General features: G+C 59.0%; 18 protein-coding genes. 14 read left to right on the top strand and 4 right to left on the bottom strand.

The genetic code is table 11. From position 1 onward, the window contains the following. Positions 1 to 60: 60 nt before the first annotated feature. The 3 genes from eno to ispD all read left to right on the top strand — a co-directional run bounded on the left by eno (position 61) and on the right by ispD (position 2,506). Positions 61 to 1,350: a phosphopyruvate hydratase gene (gene eno, locus AC19YR_RS21150; protein WP_095106431.1), complete on the top strand. Its 1,290-nt coding sequence runs from the start codon at positions 61 to 63 to the stop codon at positions 1,348 to 1,350. 173 nt (positions 1,351 to 1,523) lie between these two features. Further along, entirely contained in the window at positions 1,524 to 1,802 is a 279-nt protein-coding gene (gene ftsB / locus AC19YR_RS21145; RefSeq protein ID WP_095106432.1) for a cell division protein FtsB, read from the top strand. Continuing rightward, entirely contained in the window at positions 1,799 to 2,506 is a 708-nt protein-coding gene (ispD, locus tag AC19YR_RS21140) for a 2-C-methyl-D-erythritol 4-phosphate cytidylyltransferase (protein ID WP_095106433.1), read from the top strand. Before ftsB ends, ispD begins: the two co-directional genes overlap by 4 nt. A 3-nt stretch (positions 2,507 to 2,509) precedes the next feature. Here ispD and AC19YR_RS21135 read toward each other — a convergent pair whose 3' ends face one another. Beyond that, entirely contained in the window at positions 2,510 to 3,406 is an 897-nt protein-coding gene (locus AC19YR_RS21135) for a LysR substrate-binding domain-containing protein (protein ID WP_095106435.1), read from the bottom strand. 115 nt (positions 3,407 to 3,521) lie between these two features. On the opposite strand from AC19YR_RS21135, the gene AC19YR_RS21130 reads away from it, so the two are divergent. The 8 genes from AC19YR_RS21130 to rpoS all read left to right on the top strand — a co-directional run bounded on the left by AC19YR_RS21130 (position 3,522) and on the right by rpoS (position 10,731). Then, positions 3,522 to 4,634 carry an S-(hydroxymethyl)glutathione dehydrogenase/class III alcohol dehydrogenase gene (locus AC19YR_RS21130; RefSeq protein ID WP_095106437.1) on the top strand — a complete coding sequence of 371 codons (1,113 nt, stop codon included), beginning with the start codon at positions 3,522 to 3,524 and terminating at the stop codon, positions 4,632 to 4,634. A gap of 88 nt (positions 4,635 to 4,722) precedes the next feature. Beyond that, positions 4,723 to 5,568, top strand: coding sequence for an S-formylglutathione hydrolase (gene fghA, locus AC19YR_RS21125; protein WP_500600016.1), 846 nt, complete (start codon positions 4,723 to 4,725; stop codon positions 5,566 to 5,568). Between the two features lie 52 nt (positions 5,569 to 5,620). Beyond that, positions 5,621 to 6,094, top strand: a complete 474-nt coding sequence (ispF, locus tag AC19YR_RS21120) for a 2-C-methyl-D-erythritol 2,4-cyclodiphosphate synthase (RefSeq protein ID WP_095106441.1) — start codon at positions 5,621 to 5,623, stop codon at positions 6,092 to 6,094. Then, positions 6,091 to 7,149 (top strand): tRNA pseudouridine(13) synthase TruD, encoded by a 1,059-nt coding sequence (gene truD / locus AC19YR_RS21115; protein ID WP_500600014.1) that lies wholly within the window; start codon positions 6,091 to 6,093, stop codon positions 7,147 to 7,149. The genes ispF and truD overlap by 4 nt, the downstream gene beginning before the upstream one ends. Next, positions 7,137 to 7,886 carry a 5'/3'-nucleotidase SurE gene (gene surE / locus AC19YR_RS21110; protein WP_095106445.1) on the top strand — a complete coding sequence of 250 codons (750 nt, stop codon included), beginning with the start codon at positions 7,137 to 7,139 and terminating at the stop codon, positions 7,884 to 7,886. The genes truD and surE overlap by 13 nt, the downstream gene beginning before the upstream one ends. A 41-nt stretch (positions 7,887 to 7,927) precedes the next feature. Next, the gene (locus AC19YR_RS21105; protein ID WP_176465036.1) at positions 7,928 to 8,563 is read left to right on the top strand and encodes a protein-L-isoaspartate(D-aspartate) O-methyltransferase; all 636 of its coding nucleotides are present in this window, start codon (positions 7,928 to 7,930) and stop codon (positions 8,561 to 8,563) included. 212 nt (positions 8,564 to 8,775) lie between these two features. Continuing rightward, positions 8,776 to 9,621 carry a peptidoglycan DD-metalloendopeptidase family protein gene (locus AC19YR_RS21100; protein ID WP_095106449.1) on the top strand — a complete coding sequence of 282 codons (846 nt, stop codon included), beginning with the start codon at positions 8,776 to 8,778 and terminating at the stop codon, positions 9,619 to 9,621. Between the two features lie 105 nt (positions 9,622 to 9,726). After that, positions 9,727 to 10,731, top strand: coding sequence for an RNA polymerase sigma factor RpoS (gene rpoS / locus AC19YR_RS21095; RefSeq protein ID WP_095106451.1), 1,005 nt, complete (start codon positions 9,727 to 9,729; stop codon positions 10,729 to 10,731). 75 nt (positions 10,732 to 10,806) lie between these two features. Here the strand turns inward: rpoS and rnt are convergent, their stop codons facing one another. Both rnt and pyrC read right to left on the bottom strand, forming a co-directional pair. Beyond that, on the bottom strand, positions 10,807 to 11,481 hold the full coding sequence (rnt, locus tag AC19YR_RS21090) for a ribonuclease T (protein WP_095106453.1): 675 nt from the start codon (positions 11,479 to 11,481) through the stop codon (positions 10,807 to 10,809). Next, entirely contained in the window at positions 11,478 to 12,524 is a 1,047-nt protein-coding gene (gene pyrC / locus AC19YR_RS21085) for a dihydroorotase (RefSeq protein ID WP_500600011.1), read from the bottom strand. Before pyrC ends, rnt begins: the two co-directional genes overlap by 4 nt. A 157-nt stretch (positions 12,525 to 12,681) precedes the next feature. Here pyrC and AC19YR_RS21080 point away from each other — a divergent pair, with 157 nt between their 5' ends. Both AC19YR_RS21080 and AC19YR_RS21075 read left to right on the top strand, forming a co-directional pair. Then, positions 12,682 to 13,590 (top strand): flagellar protein MotY, encoded by a 909-nt coding sequence (locus AC19YR_RS21080; protein WP_095107022.1) that lies wholly within the window; start codon positions 12,682 to 12,684, stop codon positions 13,588 to 13,590. 126 nt (positions 13,591 to 13,716) lie between these two features. Further along, positions 13,717 to 14,934: an argininosuccinate synthase gene (locus tag AC19YR_RS21075; protein WP_095106457.1), complete on the top strand. Its 1,218-nt coding sequence runs from the start codon at positions 13,717 to 13,719 to the stop codon at positions 14,932 to 14,934. 128 nt (positions 14,935 to 15,062) lie between these two features. Here AC19YR_RS21075 and AC19YR_RS21070 read toward each other — a convergent pair whose 3' ends face one another. After that, positions 15,063 to 15,791 carry a hypothetical protein gene (locus AC19YR_RS21070; RefSeq protein WP_256576487.1) on the bottom strand — a complete coding sequence of 243 codons (729 nt, stop codon included), beginning with the start codon at positions 15,789 to 15,791 and terminating at the stop codon, positions 15,063 to 15,065. Here AC19YR_RS21070 and AC19YR_RS21065 point away from each other — a divergent pair. Continuing rightward, positions 15,781 to 15,951 carry a hypothetical protein gene (locus AC19YR_RS21065; RefSeq protein WP_176465016.1) on the top strand — a complete coding sequence of 57 codons (171 nt, stop codon included), beginning with the start codon at positions 15,781 to 15,783 and terminating at the stop codon, positions 15,949 to 15,951. The genes AC19YR_RS21070 and AC19YR_RS21065 overlap by 11 nt on opposite strands. The last annotated feature ends 350 nt before the right edge of the window (positions 15,952 to 16,301 follow it).

Here is a 16,301-nt window from a genome sequence, read left to right as displayed (position 1 = left end):
CAGACGACTCAGGTTTCCTTCAGCTGCGTCGTTTTCGTCAACTTTGGAGTGTTTACAACAATGGCAAAAATCGTCGACATCAAAGGTCGTGAAGTTCTCGACTCCCGTGGCAATCCCACTGTGGAAGCCGACGTGCTTCTCGACAACGGCATCATCGGCAGCGCCTGCGCGCCGTCCGGTGCTTCCACCGGCTCCCGTGAAGCACTGGAGTTGCGTGATGGCGACAAGAGCCGTTACCTGGGCAAGGGCGTACTCAAGGCCGTAGCCAACATCAACGGCCCGATCCGTGAGCTGCTGCTGGGCAAGGACCCGGTTGACCAGAAAGGCCTGGATCACGCGATGATCGCCCTGGATGCCACTGAGAACAAAGGCTCCCTGGGTGCCAACGCGATCCTCGCCGTGTCCCTGGCTGCGGCCAAGGCGGCAGCCCAGGACCAGGACCTGCCGCTGTACGCCCACATCGCCAACCTCAACGGCACGCCGGGTGTGTACTCGATGCCGGTGCCGATGATGAACATCATCAACGGCGGCGAACATGCCGACAACAACGTCGATATCCAGGAATTCATGGTGCAGCCTGTCGGCGCCAAGACGTTCTCCGATGGCCTGCGCATGGGCACCGAGATCTTCCATCACCTCAAGGCTGTCCTCAAGGCTCGCGGCCTGAGCACTGCGGTGGGTGACGAAGGTGGTTTCGCGCCGAACCTGGCGTCCAACGAAGATGCCCTCAAGGTCATCTCCGAAGCCGTGGCCAATGCGGGCTACACCCTGGGCACCGACGTGACCCTGGCTCTGGACTGCGCGGCCAGCGAGTTCTTTGAAGACGGCAAGTACAACTTGTCCGGCGAAGGCCAGGTGTTCACCGCTGAAGGTTTTGCCGATTACCTCAAGGGCCTGACCGAACGCTACCCGATCATCTCCATCGAAGATGGCCTGGATGAGTCCGACTGGGCTGGCTGGAAAATTCTTACCGACAAGATCGGCGAGAAAACCCAATTGGTGGGCGATGACCTGTTCGTGACCAACACCAAGATCCTCAAGGAAGGCATTGATAAGAAGATCGCCAACTCGATCCTTATCAAGTTCAACCAGATCGGCACCCTGACCGAAACCCTGGAAGCCATCCAGATGGCCAAGGCTGCTGGCTACACCGCCGTGATCTCGCACCGCTCCGGCGAAACCGAAGACTCGACCATTGCCGACCTGGCGGTCGGGACTGCGGCTGGCCAGATCAAGACCGGCTCGCTGTGCCGTTCCGATCGTGTCTCCAAGTACAACCAATTGCTGCGTATCGAAGAGCAACTGGGCGCCAAGGCCAAGTACAACGGCCGTGGTGAGTTTCGCGGTTAAGCACTAAATGGTAAAAAAGACACCGGATTGTGTCGGAAAAGTCGTGCGATCGACGGTTTTGCCACTAATCTGATGTCTTATTGGTACGGGCCTGGTTCTTCCAGGCTTCGTGCTATTGGTTGATCCGAAGTTGTTGGCGTGGCTGTCTTTTTTCACTGGAAACCCGATATTCGATGCGCAGTCCCAATTGGTTGTTCCTTGTCTTGCTCTTGTTGCTGGCCGGCTTGCAGTACCGCCTATGGGTGGGCAATGGCAGCCTGGCGCAAGTGGCCGACTTGACCCAGCAAATTGCTGACCAGCACGCCGAGAACGAAGGGTTGCTGGAGCGTAACCGAGTGATGGACGCGGAAGTCACCGAGTTGAAAAAAGGCATGGAGACCGTTGAGGAACGGGCTCGCCATGAGTTGGGAATGGTCAAGGAGGGCGAAACCCTCTACCAGTTGGCCCAATGATTCCTGTCTTGCCGGCCTTCTGGGCCGTGATTCCTGCCGCGGGCGTCGGTGCCCGTATGGCCGCGGACCGCCCCAAGCAGTATCTGGCCTTGGGCACACGCACAATTCTTGAACACAGCCTCGGCTGTTTCCTCGATCACCCGTCCCTCAAAGGCCTGGTGGTCAGCCTCGCGTTGGACGATCCCTATTGGCCGAACCTGGCATGCGCGAGCGATACGCGGATCCAGCGGGTCGAGGGCGGCGATGAACGTTCCGGCTCGGTCCTCAATGCTTTATTGCATCTGCACGCCCAGGGCGCGGGCGATGATGACTGGGTGCTCGTGCACGACGCCGCGCGGCCGAACCTGGCCCGGGATGACCTCGACCATTTGCTCAGCGAATTGGCCGACGACCCGGTGGGCGGCTTGCTGGCGGTGCCGGCCCGCGACACCCTCAAGCGCGTCGATGCCCAGGGGCGGGTGCTGGGAACCGTGGATCGCAGCCAGATCTGGCAGGCCTACACCCCGCAGATGTTCCGCCTCGGCGCCTTGCACCGGGCCTTGGCCGACAGCCTGGTGGCGGATGCCGTGGTCACCGACGAAGCCTCGGCCATGGAGTGGGCGGGCCTGGCGCCACGCCTGATCGAGGGCCGTTCGGACAATATCAAGGTCACCCGCCCGGAAGACCTGGAGTGGCTGCGCCTGCGCTGGGCCACCCGTACATAAGCTTCAACCGCGATATTCCGGCCTCAGGGCCAAGCCTTCCTTCAAGAACTCCACCAGTTTGCGCACCTTGGGCGACAAGTGCCGTTGCTGCGGGTAGAGCGCCCAAACGGCGGTGTTGGGCGGCTGATGGGCGTCGAGCAGGGCAACCAAGCGGCCGCTGTGCAAGTGCTCCAGCACGTAGTAATCCGGCAATTGGCAGAGCCCGACGCCTTGCAGCGCCGCATCCAGCACCGCTTGCCCACTGTTGCATCGCCAGTTTCCCTGGACCCGTTGGGAAAATTCCCGGCCATCCTGCTGTAAAAGCCACAGGTCGGAGCTACCGATCAGACAGTTGTGGCGGCTCAATTCCGACAGGCTATGGGGCCGGCCGTAACGCTCCAAGTAGGAAGGCGAGGCGCACAGGTACATGCGCCGGGGCGCCAAGCGCGTAGCCACCAGCCGCGAGTCTTGCAAGCGGCCCAGGCGAATCGCCAGGTCCAGGCCTTCATGCACTAGGTCCAGGGGGCGGTTGCTCAACTCGATATCCACCCGCAACTGCGGGTAGAGGCCCATGAAGGTGGTCACCAGCGGCACGATAAAACGCTCGCCGTAAGCTACCGCGCAGGTCATGCGCAACATGCCCTTGGGTTCACTGGTCAGGTCGCCCACGGCGCGCAAGGCTTCTTCGCGACCGTCCTGCAGGCGTTGGCAGTGCTGCAGGAACGTCTGGCCGGCCTCGGTCAGGGTCACGCGACGGGTGCTGCGGTAGAGGAGTTTTGTCTGAAGGCGCTCCTCAAGGCGTGCGACTTGTCGGCTGATATGGGAGGACGAAACCCCAAGACGCTCGGCGGCTGCGGTGAACTGGCTGCATTCGGCCACGGCGACGAATTCGTCTATGCCTTCCCAGCGGTTCTCGGTCATGGCGGCTTCCTTGATTATCCCTGTGTAGCAATAATGTTTTGCTTTTGGTTGGATTATTAATCGTTCAGCGCTGTTTTACACTCCCAGCCTCGTTTTAATTCACTGGAGAGTCATCATGATTAAGTCACGCGCCGCCGTTGCCTTCGAGGCCAAGAAACCCCTTGAGATCGTTGAAGTCGATGTCGCCATGCCCAAGGCAGGCGAAGTTCTGCTGCGAGTCGTGGCCTCCGGGGTCTGCCACACCGATGCCTACACGTTGTCCGGCGCGGACCCGGAAGGCATCTTCCCGTCGATCCTTGGCCATGAAGGTGGTGCGGTAGTCGAGGCCATCGGTGAAGGCGTGACATCGGTGGCGGTGGGCGATCATGTGATCCCGCTTTACACGCCCGAATGTGGGAAATGTAAGTTCTGCCTGTCGGGCAAAACCAACCTGTGCCAGGCCATTCGCGCCACCCAGGGCAAAGGCCTGATGCCCGACGGCACTACTCGCTTTTCCTATAAAGGCCAGCCGATTTTCCATTACATGGGTACCTCGACCTTTTCCGAGTACACCGTGCTGCCGGAAATCTCCGTAGCGAAAATCGCCAAGGATGCGCCCCTGGAAAAGGTCTGCCTGCTGGGTTGCGGCGTCACCACTGGCATCGGCGCAGTACTCAACACCGCCAAGGTCAAGCCGGGTGACACCGTGGCGATCTTCGGACTGGGCGGCATTGGCTTGTCGGCGGTGATCGGTGCGGTCAAGGCCAAAGCGGCGCGCATCATTGCCATTGACATCAACCCGGCCAAGTTCGACATCGCTCGGCAACTGGGTGCCACTGACTGCGTCAATCCCAAGGATTTCGATCGCCCGATCCAGGAGGTGATTGTCGATATGACTGACGGCGGCGTGGACTTTTCCTTCGAATGCATCGGCAACGTGCAGCTGATGCGCGCGGCGCTGGAGTGCTGCCACAAGGGCTGGGGCGAGTCGGTGATTATCGGCGTCGCCGGTGCGGGCCAGGAAATCGCTACCCGGCCATTCCAATTGGTCACCGGTCGCGTCTGGCGCGGTTCGGCGTTTGGCGGCGTGCGTGGGCGCAGCGAGTTGCCCAGCTACGTGGAAATGGCCCAGACCGGCGAGATCCCACTGGACACCTTCATCACCCACACCATGGGCCTGGAAGATATCAACAAGGCTTTCGACCTGATGCATGAAGGCAAAAGCATTCGTACTGTCATCCACTTCTGACCAATAGTGGCGAGCGGCAAGCAGTGATCTGCAAGAGGGTGCGCCTTCTTGCAGCCTGTGGTTTGACGCTTGCGGCTGGGAGCCTTCAATGCCCCTGGAAAACATTTCTTGCCAGAAAAGCTTCGGCGGCTGGCACAAGCGTTACCGGCACCGCTCCGAGGTGTTGGGTTGTGACATGGTGTTTGCCGTGTACCTGCCGCCGCAGGCCGAGTCGGGCGCCAAGTTGCCAGTGCTGTATTGGCTGTCGGGCCTGACCTGCACCGATGAGAACTTCATGCACAAGGCCGGCGCCCAGCGCATGGCGGCGCAGTTGGGGTTGATAATCGTCGCCCCGGACACCAGCCCTCGTGGCACCGATGTGCCGGGCGACCCGGATGGCGCGTGGGATTTTGGCTTGGGGGCCGGGTTCTACCTCAATGCCACGCAAGCGCCGTGGGCAAAAAACTATCGGATGCATGACTATGTTGTGCAGGAATTGCCGGCGTTGGTCGAAGCGCATTTCCCGGCCTCGGACAAGCGCGGTATCAGCGGTCACTCCATGGGCGGTCACGGGGCGCTGGTGTGTGCGTTGCGCAATCCGGGGCGTTACCAATCGGTGTCAGCCTTTTCGCCAATCAACAACCCCATCGACTGCCCTTGGGGTCAGAAAGCGTTTTCCCGTTACCTGGGCGAGGACCGCTCGCGCTGGCGCGAATGGGATGCCTGCGCGCTGATTGCCCAAGCCCGGGAGAAGCTGCCGTTGCTGGTGGACCAGGGTGACCGCGATGACTTCCTTGAAACCCAACTCAAACCTCTGGCCCTGCAACAGGCCGCCAGGCTGGCGGGCCATCCGCTGACCCTGCGCCTGCAACCGGGCTACGATCACAGCTACTTTTTCATCGCCAGTTTCATCGACGAGCACTTGGCCCATCACGCTCGTGCGCTAGGCGCCTAATGTGCGCCAAAGCAGGTAGAATCACGCCCTGACTCAATCGGGGCGTTTTTTTATGCGTATTGGCCACGGCTACGATGTACACCGTTTCGCACAAGGCGATTTCATCACCCTGGGCGGTGTGCAAATTGCCCACCATTGCGGGCTGCTGGCCCATTCCGACGGCGACGTGCTGCTGCATGCCTTGAGCGATGCCCTGCTCGGCGCGGCGGCGCTGGGGGACATCGGCAAACACTTCCCGGACACCGACCCGCAATTCAAGGGCGCCGACAGCCGCGTGCTGCTGCGCCACGTTGTCGCATTGATCCATGCCAAAGGCTGGAAAGTCGCCAACGTCGATAACACCATCATTGCCCAGGCGCCGAAAATGGCCCCCCACATCGAAGCGATGCGTGCGTTGATTGCCGCGGATCTTCAGGTCGAGTTGGATCAAGTGAACGTAAAAGCCACCACCACTGAAAAGCTCGGCTTTGTCGGCCGTGAAGAAGGCATCGCGGTGCACGCCGTCGCCTTGTTGCAACGCTCATGAACGACCTGCAATTGCTGGGCCCACGTGCCTACGGCGAATCCCTTGGCAGTGCCGTACTCAAAGCCAGCGCGGAAGATTTCCAGGTCGATGAAGTGCTCGATATCCCCTTGAGCGGCGATGGCGAGCACCTGTGGTTGTGGGTCGAAAAACGCGGCCTCAACACCGAAGAAGCGGCGCGGCGCATCGCCAAGGCTGCCGGCGTGCCGTTGCGTACGGTGAGCTATGCGGGCCTCAAGGATCGCCAGGCGTTGACGCGCCAATGGTTCAGCTTGCAACTGCCGGGCAAGGCCGACCCGGATCTGTCGGCAGCGCAGAACGACACGTTGACCATCCTCAAAAGCATGCGGCACAAACGCAAACTGCAACGTGGTGCCCATTCGGCCAACGGCTTTACTTTGCGCCTCACCCAACTGAGCGGCGACCACGCGGCCATCGACGAGCGCTTGCGCTTGATCGCCCGTCAGGGCATTCCCAACTATTTTGGTACGCAACGTTTCGGCCACAACGGCGGCAATGTGGTTGACGCCCGTGGCTGGGCTGCGCGTAAGGCACTGCCGGAGCAACGCAATGTGCGCTCGCGGCTGCTGTCCACGGCCCGCAGTTTTTTGTTCAACCAAGTACTGGCGGCGCGGGTTGCCGACGGCAGTTGGCAGCGCGCCCAGGTGGGCGACCTCCTGGCCTTCACCGACAGCCGCAGCTTCTTCCCGGCCGGGGAGGCCGAGTGCAGTGATCCGCGCTTGGCCATTCTCGACCTGCACCCCACCGGGCCGCAGTGGGGCGAAGGCGAGTCGCCGGCCGGCGGCGCGACCCATGCCTTGGAGCAAGGTGTCGCGGGCAGTGAGCCGGACCTGCGCGATTGGCTGGTGGCCGCGGGCATGAAACATGAGCGTCGAATCCTGCGGCTGCCCATTGGCGGTTTGACGTGGCATTATCCCGAGCCTGACATTCTGCAACTGGAATTCGTCCTGCCGGCCGGATGCTTTGCCACTGTACTGGTGCGCGAGCTTGTCGATCTGGTGCCGGTGGGGCAGACGGACAGCCCATGCGTATTCTGATTTCTAATGACGACGGGGTCACGGCCCCCGGCCTCGCCGCGCTTCATGCTGCGTTGGCGGATTACACCGAGTGCGTGGTGATCGCCCCGGACCAGGAACGAAGCGGCGCCAGCAGCTCGCTGACGCTCGACCGTCCGTTGCATCCGCAAACCCTGGCCAACGGCTTTATCAGCGTCAACGGCACCCCCACCGACTGCGTTCACCTGGGGGTCAACGGCTTGCTCGCGCAGGCGCCGCACATGGTGGTATCCGGGATCAACCTGGGCGCCAATCTGGGGGATGACGTGCTGTATTCGGGCACCGTCGGCGCGGCGCTGGAAGGGCGTTTCCTGGAGCGTCCGTCCTTCGCGTTTTCGCTGGTCTCGCGCCAGGTCGAGAACCTGCCGACGGCCGCCCACTTCGCGCGCAAGCTGATCGAGGCCCAGGCCGGGTTACAGCTGCCACCGCGCACTGTGCTCAACGTCAACGTGCCCAATCTGCCCGTGGATCATATCCGCGGCGTGCAACTGACGCGCCTGGGGCACCGTTCCCGGGCGGCGGCACCGGTGGAAGTGGTCGACCCGCGCGGCCGTTCCGGCTACTGGATCGCGGCTGCTGGCGATGCCGACGACTGCGGTCCTGGTACGGATTTCCACGCGGTGATGCAGGGCTACGTTTCGATTACGCCGTTGCAACTCGATCGCACCTTCAACGACGCCTTTGCCAGCGTCGAAGGCTGGCTGGAGGGGCTGCGCTGATGGCTCGCGAGCAAGACGACATGCTGCGGCGCGGTATCGGCATGACCTCCCAGCGCACGCGGGAGCGCTTGATCCAGCGCTTGTATGAAGAAGGGCTGTCCAACGCCCAGGTGTTGGAGGTGATCCGCCGTACACCTCGGCACCTGTTCGTCGATGAAGCGCTGGCCCACCGCGCCTACGAAGACACCGCGCTGCCCATTGGCCACAACCAGACCATTTCCCAGCCGTACATGGTCGCGCGCATGAGTGAACTGCTGTTGGCCGCCGGGCCTCTGGACAAGGTGCTGGAAATCGGCACCGGCTCGGGCTATCAGACGGCGGTGCTGTCGCAATTGGTGGAACGGGTGTTTTCCGTTGAGCGCATCAAGGTCCTGCAGGACCGCGCCAAAGAACGCCTGGTGGAGTTGAACCTGCGAAACGTGGTGTTCCGCTGGGGCGACGGCTGGGAAGGGTGGCCGGCGCTGGCACCGTATAACGGCATTATCGTCACTGCGGTGGCCACTGATGTGCCGCAGGCCTTGCTCGATCAGTTGGCCCCTGGCGGGCGGTTGGTGATTCCGGTGGGGGCTGGCGAAGTTCAGCAATTGATGCTGATTACCCGCGAGGAGCAGGGTTTTTCTCGGCAGGTTCTCGGTGCCGTACGTTTTGTGCCGTTGCTCAATGGCCCCCTGGCCTGAGCATTTATATAAACGCGATGAATTCTGTGCGCGGTCGCCTGTCCTATAACGGCGCCGAAAAGAATAAACAAAACCCGAGCATGAACCGATAGCCAGATAAACCCATCGAATGGGCCTTGGCGTCGGTAAAGCATGCGCAGCCGGTTATACTGGCGACATTCCAAGCCTCAACGGGCACTCTTTTTTATCAGCCACCACAAAGGGAGCGGCGGGTGAGTCTCACAGCCATTGCGCAGCGTATGGATGTAAAAAGCTTTCAGCGACTGGTGATTGGCCTTGTCTTGAGTTCCATGTTGGCTGCCTGTTCCAGCACGCCCAAGGGCAATGTACGGGTGGTCGATCGCAATAATGCAGCGCCTCAGCGGCCGGTAGTGACCACAGGTCAGTACGTGGTCAAACGCAGCGACACCCTGTTTTCGATCGCCTTCCGCTATGGTTGGGACTACAAGGCCCTCGCTGCACGCAACAATATTCCACCGCCTTACACCATCCACCCGGGTCAGACGATTCGCTTCGATGGTCGCTCGGGTTCAACGCCAACCACTGTCGTCACGCAGTCCACTTCGACCCCGTCTTCTTCCAGCAAGACCACTGTGACCCGTCGCCCGGCGGGCACTACCAACGGCGTGATAACCGCTCCGGCGAGTAAGCCTACCCTCGCGCCGCTGCCGCCCGCAGGCCCGGCGCCCAAGGGTTGGGGGTGGCCGGCAAATGGCGTTTTGATTGGAAAATTCTCTTCAAACGGTAGTTTGAATAAAGGGATTGATATCGCCGGGGATTTGGGACAGCCTGTTTTAGCTGCGTCTGATGGGGCGGTCGTGTACGCCGGGAGTGGCTTGCGGGGCTACGGCGAGCTCGTCATCATCAAACACAGCGATACCTACGTCAGTGCCTACGGTCATAACCGCAGGCTGTTGGTTCGGGAGGGGCAGCAGGTCAAAGTCGGGCAGGCTATTGCCGAAATGGGGTCAACTGGTACAGACCGGGTGAAACTGCACTTTGAGATTCGCCGTCAGGGTAAGCCTGTAGACCCACTGCAATTCCTGCCACGCCGTTGATCGGTTGTCAGCCTGTTCCCTCACGTAGAAGGAACAGGCTCCAGCGTTGCCAAGGATAAAGGCGCCGCTTGAGCTTGAGGTCGAACTCACCAAAGGACTATAACAATGGCTCTCAGTAAAGAAGTGCCGGAGTTTGACATCGATGATGAGGTTCTCCTGATGGAGGCCGGCATCGCTACGGATTCGATGTCGAATGAGGGATCTGCAACACCTTCAGTTCGCACCAAATCCAAACACTCCGCTTCACTCAAGCAACACAAATACATTGACTACACCCGGGCGCTCGACGCGACCCAGTTGTACCTCAATGAAATCGGCTTTTCCCCCCTGCTGTCGCCGGAAGAAGAAGTTCATTTTGCGCGCTTGTCGCAAAGTGGCGATCCGGCCGGGCGCAAGCGCATGATTGAAAGCAACTTGCGGCTGGTGGTGAAAATCGCCCGACGCTACGTCAATCGTGGGCTTTCACTGCTCGACCTGATCGAAGAGGGCAACCTCGGCTTGATCCGCGCGGTGGAGAAGTTCGACCCGGAACGAGGCTTCCGTTTTTCGACCTACGCAACCTGGTGGATCCGTCAGACCATCGAGCGCGCGATCATGAATCAGACCCGGACCATCCGGTTGCCGATCCATGTGGTCAAGGAACTGAACGTCTACCTTCGGGCCGCACGGGAATTGACGCAAAAACTCGATCACGAACCTTCCCCTGAAGAAATCGCCAACCTGCTGGAAAAACCGGTGGGCGAGGTCAAGCGCATGCTAGGCCTTAACGAGCGGGTTTCCTCGGTGGATGTCTCGCTAGGTCCGGATTCGGATAAAACCTTGCTGGACACCTTGACGGACGATCGCCCTACCGACCCTTGCGAGTTGCTGCAGGACGACGATCTGTCGCAAAGCATCGACCAGTGGCTCTCGGAGCTGACGGACAAACAGCGTGAAGTGGTGATACGCCGCTTCGGGTTGCGTGGCCACGAGAGCAGTACCCTTGAAGATGTTGGCCTTGAGATTGGTTTGACCCGGGAGCGGGTCAGGCAAATCCAGGTCGAGGGGCTCAAACGTCTTCGCGAGATCCTGGAGAAAAATGGCTTATCCAGCGAGTCGCTGTTCCAATAGACCCTTATTGAGCCGGCACAAAAAATCCGGAGCCCTTATGGGGCTCCGGATTTTTTATGGGGCAAGCAAAGCCGATCAGTCGTTGAAGTCTTCCCAACCGCCCATTTGCTTCCAACGGTTGACGATGCCACAGAACAGGTCTGCGGTTTTCTCGGTGTCATAGCGCGCCGAATGCGCCTCGCGGCCATCGAAATCGATATCCGCAGCCTGGCAGGCCTTGGCCAGTACGGTTTGGCCGTACGCCAGGCCGGCCAGTGTGGCGGTATCGAAGCTGGAGAACGGGTGAAATGGGTTGCGCTTCATGTCCAGGCGCGCCACGGCGGCGTTGAGGAAGCCCAGATCAAAGCTGCTGTTGTGACCGACCAGGATCGCTCGCTTGCAGCCATTGGCCTTCAGCGCCTTGCGTACACCACGGAAGATGTCCGTCAGCGCGGCTTCTTCACTCACTGCCATACGTAGTGGGTGGTCGAGCTTGATTCCGGTGAACTCCAGGGCAGCGGCTTCAATGTTGGCGCCCTCGAAAGGCTCGACGCGGAAAAAATAGGTGTGCTCGGGGAACACGAAACCTTTTTCGTCCATGCCAATAGTGGTGGCGGCAATTTCCAGCAGTGCGTCGGTGGCGCAGTTGAAGCCGCCGGTTTCTACGTCGACTACGACGGGCAGGTAGCCCCGGAAGCGGGCCGCCATCGGGTGACGGGAACCGCCACCACCATGGCCTTCTTGCTCGTCATCGTAATGGTCTTCACTCACGGGTGTTCCTCCAGCAGGCGCCAGCGCAGTTTTTCACCGGCGCGCAGCGGGATGACAGTCAGCTCGCCGAACGGCAGGCTGGTAGGGGCGGTCCAGTCTTCGCGGACCAGGGTGATGCGATCGGTATTGGCCGGCAAACCGTAGAAGCGCGGGCCATTGAGGCTGGCGAACGCTTCGAGCTTGTCCAGCGCGTTGCGTTGCTCGAACGCCTCGGCATACAACTCGATTGCCGCATAAGCGGTGTAGCAACCAGCGCAACCACAGGCGGCTTCCTTGGCGTGCTGAGCATGGGGGGCCGAGTCGGTGCCGAGGAAAAACTTGGCATTGCCACTGGTGGCGGCGTCGAGCAGTGCCTGCTGGTGAGTATTGCGCTTGAGGATCGGCAGGCAATAGAAGTGCGGCCGAATACCGCCCACCAGCATGTGATTGCGGTTGTAGAGCAGGTGATGGGCGGTGATGGTCGCCCCCACGTTAGCCGAAGCCTCGCTGACAAACTGCACTGCATCGGCGGTGGTGATGTGCTCGAACACCACTTTCAGGGTCGGGAACAACTCGACCACGCGGCGCATGTGTTCATCGATAAAGATTTTTTCGCGATCGAAGACATCGACATCACCACGGGTGACTTCGCCATGAATCAGCAAAGGCATGCCGACTTCGGCCATGGCCTCGATCGCCGGCAGGATTTTGTCGATGCTGGTGACGCCGGAGTCCGAGTTGGTGGTTGCGCCAGCCGGGTACAGTTTGGCGGCGTGCACGAAGCCGCTGGCCTTGGCCTCGCGGACATCTTGCGGTTGGGTGCGGTCGGTGAGGTACAGCACCATCAGCGGCTCGAAGCGACTGCCGGCCGGCCGCGCAGCGAGGATGCGCTGGCGATAGGCATCGGCTTCAGCGGCGTTGCGCACCGGGGGTACCAGGTTGGGCATGATGATGGCGCGACCAAAGGTGCGCGCAACATCCGCCACAGTATTGGGCAGCGCAGCACCATCACGCAGGTGTATGTGCCAGTCGTCGGGACGCAGCAGGGTCAGGCGGTCGGACATTGGGGATTCCAGGCGGGTCAAACTGAGGCGAATGCTACCGGAAAAGACTCTTGCAGGCACTCGCTATCAAGTTTTGTCGCTGGCAACCGATATGCTCAAGGTATGCCGTAAATGAATGTATCGGTCTTTTCAGTTGTAGAAGCCAGTGGAGCCGCCCGTGCGCCAGCGTTATCTAGCCTTGCTCAGTGTGTTTGCCAGCCTGCCGGCCATGGCCCTGACTTTCCAGACTCGTCTGGAGAGCATTGAGTGGAAGGTCGAAGGCGACAAGTTCGAGTGTCGCCTGGCGCAGCCGATCACCGATTTCGGCTCTGGCGAGTTCGTGCGCCGCGCGGGCGAGCAGGCGACGTTTCGCCTCAAAGCCTTTAACGCCTTGCTCGGCGGTGGCTCGGCGACATTGCTGGCGGCGGCGGCCCCGTGGCAGCCGGGGCGTGCTGATATCAACTTGGGGACGGTCAGAAGTGGCAGTGGCGATGTACTGTTCAACAGCTCTCAAGCCCAGGCTGGCCGGCTTATCAGCGGCCTGATGGACGGCCGCAGCCCTGTCGTGCGCCACTACTCCCGCGACGCAGGGGTTTCGGAAATCCGCCTGTTGCCGGTGCGATTCAGCAAGGCCTATAGCGACTATCAAGGTTGCGTGGCCAAGCTCCTGCCCATGAACTTCGAACAAGTGAAGCTGGGCCAGGTTGGGTTTCCGGGCGGCGGCATCGAGCTCGATGAGCAAGCCAAGGCCAAGTTGCAAGTGATGCTCGACTATATGAAGGCCGACCCCACGGTCAACCACATCGAACTCGACGGCCACTCCGATAACAGCGGCAACCGTTTGACCAACCGCGATTTGTCGCGCCGCCGGGCCTTGGCGGTGATGGAGTTCTTCAAGGCCAACGGCATAGAAGAATCCCAGGTGACCATCAGGTTCCATGGCGAACGTTATCCCTTGGTGGCCAACACCAACTCCGCCAACCGGGCCAAGAACCGTCGGGTCAACATTCATCTGCAACGGGTCGCGCCCGTCGAGAAACCGGCCCCACAAGCCGCTTCCACGCCCAACGCAGCTGCGACGTCTTGAAGCAGCGCTAGTCGCCCGCTCGACATAATCTGTCGCTTCGTCGTCATAAGCTGTCGCGCCACTGTAAATCATCCGCTTGGAACGGTAGACTTGTCGGCTTTCCGTAGAACCCGGTGGAGTGATGGCATGGCGGACGTAAACAAGGTCGTTCTGGCGTATTCCGGCGGCCTGGACACTTCGGTGATCCTCAAGTGGCTGCAGGATACTTACAACTGTGAAGTGGTGACGTTCACCGCTGACCTGGGTCAGGGCGAAGAGGTCGAACCTGCACGCGCCAAGGCACAAGCCATGGGCGTGAAAGAAATCTACATCGACGACCTGCGCGAAGAATTTGTGCGTGATTTCGTTTTCCCGATGTTCCGCGCCAACACCGTTTACGAAGGCGAGTACCTGCTGGGTACTTCCATTGCCCGCCCGTTGATCGCCAAGCGCCTGATCGAAATCGCCAACGAAACCGGTGCCGATGCCATCTCCCATGGCGCGACCGGTAAAGGCAACGACCAAGTGCGTTTCGAGCTGGGCGCTTACGCACTCAAGCCGGGTGTGAAAGTCATTGCGCCGTGGCGTGAATGGGACCTGCTGTCGCGCGAGAAGCTGATGGATTATGCCGAGAAGCACGGCATTCCGATCGAGCGTCATGGCAAAAAGAAATCCCCGTACTCGATGGACGCCAACCTGCTACACATCTCCTATGAAGGTGGCGTGCTGGAAGACACCTGGACCGAGCACGAAGAAGACATGTGGCGTTGGACCGTCTCCCCGGAGAAGGCTCCCGATGCCCCGCAGTATCTGGAATTGACCTACCGTAACGGCGATATCGTTGCCCTGGACGGTGTCGAAATGACTCCGGCCACCGTTCTGGCCACCCTGAACCGCATCGGTGGCGAACATGGCATCGGTCGTCTGGATATCGTCGAGAACCGTTACGTCGGTATGAAGTCCCGTGGCTGCTACGAAACCCCTGGCGGCACCATCATGCTGCGTGCGCACCGCGCCATTGAGTCCATCACCCTGGATCGTGAAGTCGCACACCTTAAAGATGAGTTGATGCCTAAGTATGCCAGCCTGATCTATACCGGCTACTGGTGGAGCCCTGAGCGTTTGATGCTGCAACAAATGATTGATGCTTCCCAGGCTCACGTGAACGGTGTGGTTCGCTTGAAATTGTACAAGGGCAATGTGATTGTCACTGGGCGCAAGTCCGATGAGTCGCTGTTCGATGCCAATATCGCGACCTTTGAAGAAGATGGTGGCGCTTATAACCAGGAAGATGCAGCGGGCTTTATCAAACTGAATGCATTGCGCATGCGCATTGCGGCCAACAAGGGCCGCAAGCTGTTTTGATATTTTAGCTGGTGTGTATAAGAAAAGGCCCTGCAGTGCAGGGCCTTTTTTATTGAATTCGTTTAATGCAACCGTTGTATGTGATGGCATGATGTATAAACAGATCTCGCGGGTGTTTGTTCTTGTTATTAGCCATTGGCCTGGTAGGACAGGGTTAAAGCAAAGTTGTTCAAGTTGTAAGAAATATAGGGGTGTCGTTTGTGCTTCTCTTCGTTTGCTGTGCTCCAATCGCTCTGGGTCATAAGTTTTGCGGATTTCTGATTGGTCAAAAATACAATCAAGTAACCTGTGTCGGATGATTTCTGGATTTTCTGTTCAACTTTGTGCATCAATTCGTCTGCTTCTTTTTTTGTACTAATCCAACGTGTATCGACAATGTGCAGGTCGTATAAAAGTCGAGGAAAGTTCAGTATGTGCTGTACGCCATGGCCGGCGAACAGATTCACATGCGCAGGTGGGTCCTGGGCATTGCCTGACGAGTAATGATCCTTGTGGTAATGAACCTCAGGATGCTGTGGGGGCTGTTTACGCAGCCTTTCAGGAAGGTAAAAGTTCGAATTATGGTAGTTTGATGGCATTCCTTCATCCGGCAAGTTGGCGGTGGAGCTGTTAGCTAAATTTTCTTGCTTTAGCTTCTCATCGATGATTTTTATAAAGTGTTTGCCTTTCTCAAAGTCGGACGGCGCATAAAGTGACTTGTAGTTGAAGTTTAGGGTGGCAAAGAACAACAAAATCAGAAAAAACGGAAAGGTAATCAGGAACCAGACATAAACCTGACGTTCCTGGAAATCAAGGAAAGGAAGCGATACGGCCGCCGACGTTTCCGAGAGGGTAGCGAAGATCGCGATGATCGTCATGGGAGTGGCGCTTTTCTTTGGTGGTGTGGTCATTTTCTTTCACTTTTATATAGAGGCTTCTAGTGGTTGGTTGGGACGTCTTTATGGTGTGGTGGGTGAGATGTTTTGTGGAATGATTATATTTTCGGCAGATGAGTTACTTATGGTTCCTTATAAATGATTCTAGACGTGTTCCAATCAGGGAGAAGTTTTTTTGATGGCTGAAGGGAGAAAAGTTTGGCTGTTAAATGTAATTTCGCGGATCTGAAGTCTGAAAGCTGTGTAGTCTATTTCCTTGAAGGTGCTCTCGTGGCTTTTGGTAACTCCCAGTTTGTTGATGATTTTATTTAAATGTAAGACTTGTTGAGTTTTATTTTGTATGGGTGGGCTGAATTGTTACTCTGGGCGGCCGCAAAAACTGAGTGCAACACCTGACCTTTCCGGTACGGTGCTGCCACTATGTCCTATCACGAACTCAGTATCCCCGAACGTGCGACCCTTCAACTCGGCCTTGCCCAAGGTTTCAGCCAG

The organism is Pseudomonas sp. MF08817 (genome assembly GCF_059862705.1).
This window is presented reverse-complemented; position numbering and strand designations above follow the sequence as displayed.

What these genes read in the sequence shown, in the direction of transcription:
- truD (WP_500600014.1), top strand. Translation starts at nt 6,091, where the DNA reads ATGAACGACCTGCAATTGCTGGGCCCACGTGCCTACGGCGAATCCCTT.
- AC19YR_RS21070 (WP_256576487.1), bottom strand. Translation starts at nt 15,791, where the DNA reads ATGACGATCATCGCGATCTTCGCTACCCTCTCGGAAACGTCGGCGGCC.
- fghA (WP_500600016.1), top strand. Translation starts at nt 4,723, where the DNA reads ATGCCCCTGGAAAACATTTCTTGCCAGAAAAGCTTCGGCGGCTGGCAC.
- AC19YR_RS21105 (WP_176465036.1), top strand. Translation starts at nt 7,928, where the DNA reads ATGACCTCCCAGCGCACGCGGGAGCGCTTGATCCAGCGCTTGTATGAA.
- rpoS (WP_095106451.1), top strand. Translation starts at nt 9,727, where the DNA reads ATGGCTCTCAGTAAAGAAGTGCCGGAGTTTGACATCGATGATGAGGTT.
- AC19YR_RS21130 (WP_095106437.1), top strand. Translation starts at nt 3,522, where the DNA reads ATGATTAAGTCACGCGCCGCCGTTGCCTTCGAGGCCAAGAAACCCCTT.
- AC19YR_RS21075 (WP_095106457.1), top strand. Translation starts at nt 13,717, where the DNA reads ATGGCGGACGTAAACAAGGTCGTTCTGGCGTATTCCGGCGGCCTGGAC.
- AC19YR_RS21135 (WP_095106435.1), bottom strand. Translation starts at nt 3,406, where the DNA reads ATGACCGAGAACCGCTGGGAAGGCATAGACGAATTCGTCGCCGTGGCC.
- surE (WP_095106445.1), top strand. Translation starts at nt 7,137, where the DNA reads ATGCGTATTCTGATTTCTAATGACGACGGGGTCACGGCCCCCGGCCTC.
- eno (WP_095106431.1), top strand. Translation starts at nt 61, where the DNA reads ATGGCAAAAATCGTCGACATCAAAGGTCGTGAAGTTCTCGACTCCCGT.
- AC19YR_RS21065 (WP_176465016.1), top strand. Translation starts at nt 15,781, where the DNA reads ATGATCGTCATGGGAGTGGCGCTTTTCTTTGGTGGTGTGGTCATTTTC.
- ispD (WP_095106433.1), top strand. Translation starts at nt 1,799, where the DNA reads ATGATTCCTGTCTTGCCGGCCTTCTGGGCCGTGATTCCTGCCGCGGGC.
- pyrC (WP_500600011.1), bottom strand. Translation starts at nt 12,524, where the DNA reads ATGTCCGACCGCCTGACCCTGCTGCGTCCCGACGACTGGCACATACAC.
- ispF (WP_095106441.1), top strand. Translation starts at nt 5,621, where the DNA reads ATGCGTATTGGCCACGGCTACGATGTACACCGTTTCGCACAAGGCGAT.
- ftsB (WP_095106432.1), top strand. Translation starts at nt 1,524, where the DNA reads ATGCGCAGTCCCAATTGGTTGTTCCTTGTCTTGCTCTTGTTGCTGGCC.